Here is a 6,121-nt window from a genome sequence, read left to right on the forward strand (position 1 = left end):
GGATATTATAGATTGAGGATTGAGCGAACAGTAAAAAAATCACAGAATTTTTAAGATAGAGACTAGACATATTATCATGTTAGGAGCATAATCCCGCGTCATGGAAGGATGGCCGAGCGGTCGAAGGCAGCGGTCTTGAAAACCGCCGATGGGAAACCATCCTAGAGTTCGAATCTCTATCCTTCCGCCAAATAGTGACCCTACGCACAGAAAGTGCGTGGGGTTTTTTAATTTGTGTAGAGGCTCATTACGCACGGGTATATTCAATGTTGCGGGTATGTTTATTATGGCTGGGGTCATAATGCTAATATTACTGATAGGGTACAGCGCATAGCAATTATAGAAGCCTTGCCACTGAGCGAGGGAGAACAACTCAGCAAATTAAACTATGAAGATTAGAGCCTTTTACTTCGTGGCCTTTTAGAGCCTTTCCTTTACCCATCTGCCTCCAAGCATCAATTTGACGATTCCATAATGTGAGAATACAATAATCGTCAAGCAAGTAAGGAGGGGCTATGAACGCGATACTGACAAACCACGGCAAAAATGCGGATACTCTTAATGAGTACCAATCCCTTTTGCAACGGCGATTTGACAAATTGCTCACGTCATTGATGCCTGAGTTTAAAGAGAAAGCGCAGGCCACAAATGCTCTTGTGCTAAGTGATAGCGAACTACTTGAACTATTATATACGACTCAACTTGAACACAAAGTCCGAACTCCAGCGCGTGAACTTCGTAAGCTTAAACGCCGTGCTGAAAACTTAGCTCTGTTCTATCAGGAACTTGATAAAATGGGCGGAACTATCAAAGCTGGAGATGTTGCAGAGATACTCGGCATAAGTCGTCAGGCTGTTAACATGAGAGTGAAAAGTGGAAAGTTGCTTGCTTTTAGAAAAAACAGTGATTACGTTTTCCCTACATTCCAGTTCACTACCGGCGGAGTCTTGCCTTATTTTGAAGATGTGATGAAAGCGATGGGCGTGGACATTAACCCAGTATCTAAAATGTCTTTTTTAACAACACCATTGTCCTGCAATAGAACACCTCTTGACATTATGATGAAAAACAATGCTTCAGAAAACGAACTGGCTTTGATGCTGAGGGCTGCGTCACAAGTGGGTCATCAGATCGCAAGCTAAAATAAAAAAGAACCCCTGTTTCGAGGGGGCAACTTTATATCATTCAAGTCGGATAATTTTGAAGTTAAGCACTTCTTCCAATAATTCATCTGCTGATATGTCGGGTTCATTCCATGTACTCGGCATATATTCTGAATCCCTGTAATTAACCAGGCTTTGCATCCCTGCGTCTACAAACCGATCTTCCCGCTTTTCCCACACTGCATAACAGAAGTCTGTAGGCCAGTGGCGAGATATGTAGCAAATACCATCCATTTCGTTATTTAAGAGTTCATAGAGGCAAGCCATAGCTCTTTTTGTCACTGAGTAATCTTCATCAACCATAACACTTAACGGGATATGTAACATCCCAATAAGTTTAGCAATATCGATAAAAACTAATTTCCTTAATGAACGAATGTTGCACACTCTCGCAGTACGGATCTCAGATTCATCAATAAATCGTAACCCTTCCTTATGCCATAGCCTTCCATAGCTTTCTGCCAGGGCTGTAACTGCTCGGTCGGCCATATAACATACTCGGAAAGAATTATCTGGGGAATTATATCGCCCATCGCCAAAATTGAAGTTTAGAGCAGACGGCCATTCTTTTCTTTGCCAGCGTTTTAAATTCCAGTCGCCGGGAGTATAAGTCGGAATGGTATGGGTTTTATAGATTTCCCGAATTTGTTTTTCTAGATCGGGATACAGAATCTCCTTGGGTAGCATTTTATACCTACATCGAAAGCTTTTGCCTATCAGGTGAAAAAAAGCAGAGCGCTTACTCGTTGGCGCTGTGAATGTCATTGATAACAAAACAATTATACAACTTTTAACTGTATTTCCAATGATAAATATGTGCTGTGGTTTTTGGGGCGAGCTATGTCTGTAATTTATGGTATGTCCACGATTTATTGGCAAGAATGGTTTTCAGGATGGATTCTTATTCAATAAAACCGTGGAAATAGTAAGAGATTAAACTTTTTTAATCGGCTTTGAACAGCATAGTCACAGCGGTTACGAACATGATGACAGCCGCACCTTTAAATAAAATCCGTTGTGCCCGCTGGCTTGATAACAGATGTCGAATACTGAGAGCGCCGAGAATAAATACCGCTCCTACGCTGAATAAAACCAGAACCGTCAGTGGTACTAACATGAGCCCCCAGTTTTGCAACGAGATAGATTCCATGTTAATGACCAAAGGCAATAGCGCGAGATAGAAGGCAATGGTTTTAGGATTGCTTAACGTTAGAGTGAGACCAGATAACCATGCCGCAGCCAACTCCTTTTTCTTAATGGGTTGGTCTTCGCCAATGGATTGATGATCGGCAAACCAAAACTGCCACGCTAAATAACTCAAATATAAGGCGGCGCCCCATCTCACCATAACGAATAAAGTGTCAAAGCTGCTCGCGATAATAGACAAACCAAAAACAGCAAAAGATAAATAAGTTAGATCACCAATAATCAGGCCAAACAACACACAAAATCCCGCTAACGCGCCACTACTCACACTTCTGGCAACCAATGCTGCCATTCCTGGGCCGGGTATCGCCGCAGCAACAGTCAGTGCCGCTGTATAGGTTACTATTTGTGACACTTCTAGCATATCTTTCCTCTCAAAATAACACTTTGAAGTAACAGAACATAAAAATGTCACTTGCGAATGCAAGTGACAAATGGATTCTTTAATATAGACAATAACGACATTTTTCTAATGCTGAACGTCTTAAGTTTGGCATATTTTTATCCAAAATAGTTAAGACATTTTTATTAGTTGTCGAATGACTTCCCGAGAAAATACCATATCTTGAACGGCCAAACCAACGGATTGAAAGATAGTCACCCCCTGATCGCACAAATTGGAATGAGATTGAGAAACGGCGCCAATTTCTATCCCAATGTCTGACCCGCTAAGAATACCTTTTTCCCTTGCTTTAATAACCGATTGAGAGGCGGCAAGTACCGATTCATTGGAATCAGTAAACAGGGTTGTATTGCTATACATATCTTCGCTAAGTTCCTGAAATCCCAGGGCCGAAGCGCCGATGGCATTGATATGACATTTAACCGGTAACTCTTTTCTATTGAGTATAGGGTCACGCGATGCTGTGGTTGTGCAAATGATGTCACTATTGAGTACCGCCTCAGCAGGTGAGGCTTTGATCGAAATAGGAAGATTGAGTGTTTTATCACACCATGTGGCAAACTCACGGCATCTTTCTGCATTACGACCCCATAAAGTGACTTCTTTGATCGGGCGCACATATAACATGGCTTGCAAATGTGCTTTTGCTTGTAAGCCAGTGCCAAGTATCGCCAACTGGCTGGCATCTTTTGCGGCAAGAAGATGAGTTGCATAAGCGGAGGCGGCGGCGGTGCGAATTTCTGTGATAGCGCCGGCATCTACCGCTGCAATCCCTGAAACACCTGGCTCGTCGTAAACCAGCACACTACCGATGTGCGAAGGTTTATCGCTGTTGCTTTGAAACCTCACCACCACCGACTTTAACCCGAACCCTTTGTATGGCCCCTCCTTAATATAAATCGGCATGGTGCCCATTAAACCGTCTTCGCCTTTAACGATATTACGTAAAGGTTGCTCTACTTTTCTCTCAGATTGCAATTTAAATGCTATTTCACTTAGCTTAAGACTAAGTTCCATTGTCAAATAACGTGCAACGGTTTCTTTATCGACATAAAGCATATTGATGCCTTTCAATATCAGTTAGAGATCATCCAGTTTGAATTTATCATCAATCTCAGTTCCGGCAATGCTATTGAGAATTGTCGACATATTCTTTTGAGAAACACCTAACACAACATCCAACATATTCTCTTTGCTGAAACCACGGCTTAAAAATAGCTCAATCGCATCTCTTTTCAATTGCCCTCGGCAGTAAATAACCGCTATGGTAAATTCACGCAGTGCTAATAATCGAGGGGAGAGATCGTCGGTTTTTTCAATCAATGCTTTAACTATTTTTTTGTCCACACCATTATGAATTGCAATATAGCCGTGTGCCTGAATCGTGTAATTACAACCATTTTCTATTCCGGTTGTAATCCACACCACCGCTTTTTCCTCTTCATTCAGTGAACTATCAATAAATAGGTCGTGTGCTCTTTGGTAAGCGGCTAATAATGAGGGAGATTCTGACATATAACCACTTTGGTTAGGTACCCAGCCGAAATCATTAATAGAGCTTTGAAGTAATTTTTTACTTTTTTCAGGTGTAGTTGTAATCGTGTGTAAAGTCAATAAAGACATAATAACCTCTGTATATTAGATCTATATATTTGCCTATTTTAAAGCAACGTTAGCTTTTATGCGGCTGTAAATACCGACCAAAGCATTTGAATTGGTCGAATGTGAGAAATAAATTTTAAATTGTGTAATTTTGCCGCCACTTCTGTCGTGAGTGCGGCATCTACCTCTGAATTAGCGACTGCTTTTGCGGCTGAACTGGTTGAGTCTTTAAAAATGATATCTGCAATTCTTAGATTATCAGGCAACAACTCTGGGATTAAAGCCTTTGGTGCCGGATGGGTTGCAATGACGATATTATCTGTAGTTAATTCATCACGAATAGCGATACCGTAATTAGGTGTGTAATTTAAAAACGCGGATGACAAGTTAAACCTGTTATCCATATAAAACTCACTGATATTATAATAAGCATTGGCTACCACCAATGTCTGGCAGTTATTTAAAATAATTTGATTACTTGCTTCTTCGTAAGTATTACATAAAACAACCTGGTAACTTTTGGCGACATTATTTTTAATAGCAAATTCACCAAAACGAATAGCGGATTGTTCGCTACTTGTGCCTGATGGGCCTAAGGTAGCAATATTTAGAACATCAAATGTATCTTTGTAGAAACTAAAAAAAACACATTCCATGATGTCTCTCCTGGAATTACACTAATAAACCGGATTTAACCAATGTGAGAATTTATCTATTCTGCCTCTGATTATTTCTTGATAATCTTTGGTAATAACATTGGCTATAGACTCTTCTTTTTGTATATATGACACATTGTCTATTTGCGAAACAATGGATATTTCAAGACCAGTACCTGTTAAAAAGCAGGCGTCTGCTTCATAGAGATCCTTTTGTTGAATTTCTGACTCAATACAGGGAATATTGCGGAATTTACAAATATCGAAAACAGATTGTCTGGTTATTCCATTGAGTATGCCGGCGCTAAGCGAGGGTGTAATAACGCAATTATCCTTAACAATAAAAACATTTGATGTACTTGCTTCTGCACACATGCCTTGTTCATTCAGCATAATAGCATCATCAAATCCATTTTCTTTGGCATCTTCATGAGCGAGTGCGGAATTAACATAAGTGCCGGTAATTTTGGCAGATGATGGAATTGCCGCGTTTGATACACGTCGCCATTTTGAAATAAGGCATTTAAAATCTGTTTTTTTAGTGTAAGCGCCCATAGGTAAAGCGTTAATACAGAGGGTTGAATTGACACCACTTAGCTTAACGCCAAATTTTTCACCCGGCATTAACGATTTTTTAAGCGCTAAGGGCCTGATATAAATATCTTGTTTGAAACCATTTTTAATGATGATGTTTTTCGTAATGTCGGTTAACTCCTGACTGGTATAGGGCAATTCAATTTTTAATGTTTTAGCTGATTGTATTAACCGTTCATAGTGCTCATGTACTCTAAATAGATTCAGTTGGTTATTGTCTTGATCCCAATAAGCCCGGATTCCCTCAAATATACCGGTGCCATAATTTAAAGCTTGTGTATTGGCAAGAAAGGTCGCATTGCTAAAATTAAGATATTCCCCGTCTAGAAATACGATCCAATCTTTGTTAACTGGGCTAACGATATTGTTTGTCATTTATTACCTATCCCAATAAGGCTATTTTATTTGTCATTTTGAACCTGGGCAGTGCTCAAAATCCTCACGTACTACGTGTACGCTCCGGTTTTTCCGCGCTGTCCGTGTTCAAACTGCCTGCA

7 protein-coding genes and 1 tRNA gene are annotated in these 6,121 nt (G+C 40.2%); 2 read left to right on the forward strand and 6 right to left on the reverse strand.

Annotation, left to right across the window (positions count from 1 at the left end):
• The first annotated feature begins 102 nt into the window (after window positions 1-102).
• Both Phpb_RS07620 and Phpb_RS07625 read left to right on the forward strand, forming a co-directional pair.
• Window positions 103-190: transfer RNA gene (locus Phpb_RS07620), tRNA-Ser, on the forward strand.
• Window positions 191-515: 325 nt separating this feature from the next.
• Window positions 516-1,142: a MerR family transcriptional regulator gene (locus tag Phpb_RS07625; protein WP_065389833.1), complete on the forward strand. Its 627-nt coding sequence runs from the start codon at window positions 516-518 to the stop codon at window positions 1,140-1,142.
• A gap of 39 nt (window positions 1,143-1,181) precedes the next feature.
• On the opposite strand, the gene Phpb_RS07630 is transcribed toward Phpb_RS07625, so the two are convergent.
• The 6 genes from Phpb_RS07630 to Phpb_RS07655 all read right to left on the reverse strand — a co-directional run bounded on the left by Phpb_RS07630 (window position 1,182) and on the right by Phpb_RS07655 (window position 5,999).
• On the reverse strand, window positions 1,182-1,850 hold the full coding sequence (locus Phpb_RS07630; RefSeq protein WP_065389834.1) for an RES family NAD+ phosphorylase: 669 nt from the start codon (window positions 1,848-1,850) through the stop codon (window positions 1,182-1,184).
• Between the two features lie 256 nt (window positions 1,851-2,106).
• On the reverse strand, window positions 2,107-2,733 hold the full coding sequence (locus tag Phpb_RS07635; protein WP_065389835.1) for a LysE family translocator: 627 nt from the start codon (window positions 2,731-2,733) through the stop codon (window positions 2,107-2,109).
• A 150-nt stretch (window positions 2,734-2,883) separates the two neighbouring features.
• Window positions 2,884-3,831, reverse strand: coding sequence for an ornithine cyclodeaminase family protein (locus tag Phpb_RS07640; protein ID WP_065389836.1), 948 nt, complete (start codon window positions 3,829-3,831; stop codon window positions 2,884-2,886).
• 21 nt (window positions 3,832-3,852) lie between these two features.
• Window positions 3,853-4,395 (reverse strand): carboxymuconolactone decarboxylase family protein, encoded by a 543-nt coding sequence (locus tag Phpb_RS07645; RefSeq protein WP_065389837.1) that lies wholly within the window; start codon window positions 4,393-4,395, stop codon window positions 3,853-3,855.
• A gap of 56 nt (window positions 4,396-4,451) precedes the next feature.
• Window positions 4,452-5,030 (reverse strand): prephenate decarboxylase, encoded by a 579-nt coding sequence (locus Phpb_RS07650; RefSeq protein ID WP_065389838.1) that lies wholly within the window; start codon window positions 5,028-5,030, stop codon window positions 4,452-4,454.
• Between the two features lie 21 nt (window positions 5,031-5,051).
• Window positions 5,052-5,999 carry a branched-chain amino acid transaminase gene (locus Phpb_RS07655; protein ID WP_065389839.1) on the reverse strand — a complete coding sequence of 316 codons (948 nt, stop codon included), beginning with the start codon at window positions 5,997-5,999 and terminating at the stop codon, window positions 5,052-5,054.
• Window positions 6,000-6,121 lie beyond the last annotated feature (122 nt).

Source organism: Photorhabdus namnaonensis (assembly GCF_001684335.1).
Lineage (GTDB): Bacteria > Pseudomonadota > Gammaproteobacteria > Enterobacterales > Enterobacteriaceae > Photorhabdus > Photorhabdus namnaonensis.

What these genes read in the sequence shown, in the direction of transcription:
- Phpb_RS07645 (WP_065389837.1), bottom strand. Translation starts at nt 4,395, where the DNA reads ATGTCTTTATTGACTTTACACACGATTACAACTACACCTGAAAAAAGT.
- Phpb_RS07635 (WP_065389835.1), bottom strand. Translation starts at nt 2,733, where the DNA reads ATGCTAGAAGTGTCACAAATAGTAACCTATACAGCGGCACTGACTGTT.
- Phpb_RS07625 (WP_065389833.1), top strand. Translation starts at nt 516, where the DNA reads ATGAACGCGATACTGACAAACCACGGCAAAAATGCGGATACTCTTAAT.
- Phpb_RS07630 (WP_065389834.1), bottom strand. Translation starts at nt 1,850, where the DNA reads ATGCTACCCAAGGAGATTCTGTATCCCGATCTAGAAAAACAAATTCGG.
- Phpb_RS07640 (WP_065389836.1), bottom strand. Translation starts at nt 3,831, where the DNA reads ATGCTTTATGTCGATAAAGAAACCGTTGCACGTTATTTGACAATGGAA.
- Phpb_RS07655 (WP_065389839.1), bottom strand. Translation starts at nt 5,999, where the DNA reads ATGACAAACAATATCGTTAGCCCAGTTAACAAAGATTGGATCGTATTT.
- Phpb_RS07650 (WP_065389838.1), bottom strand. Translation starts at nt 5,030, where the DNA reads ATGGAATGTGTTTTTTTTAGTTTCTACAAAGATACATTTGATGTTCTA.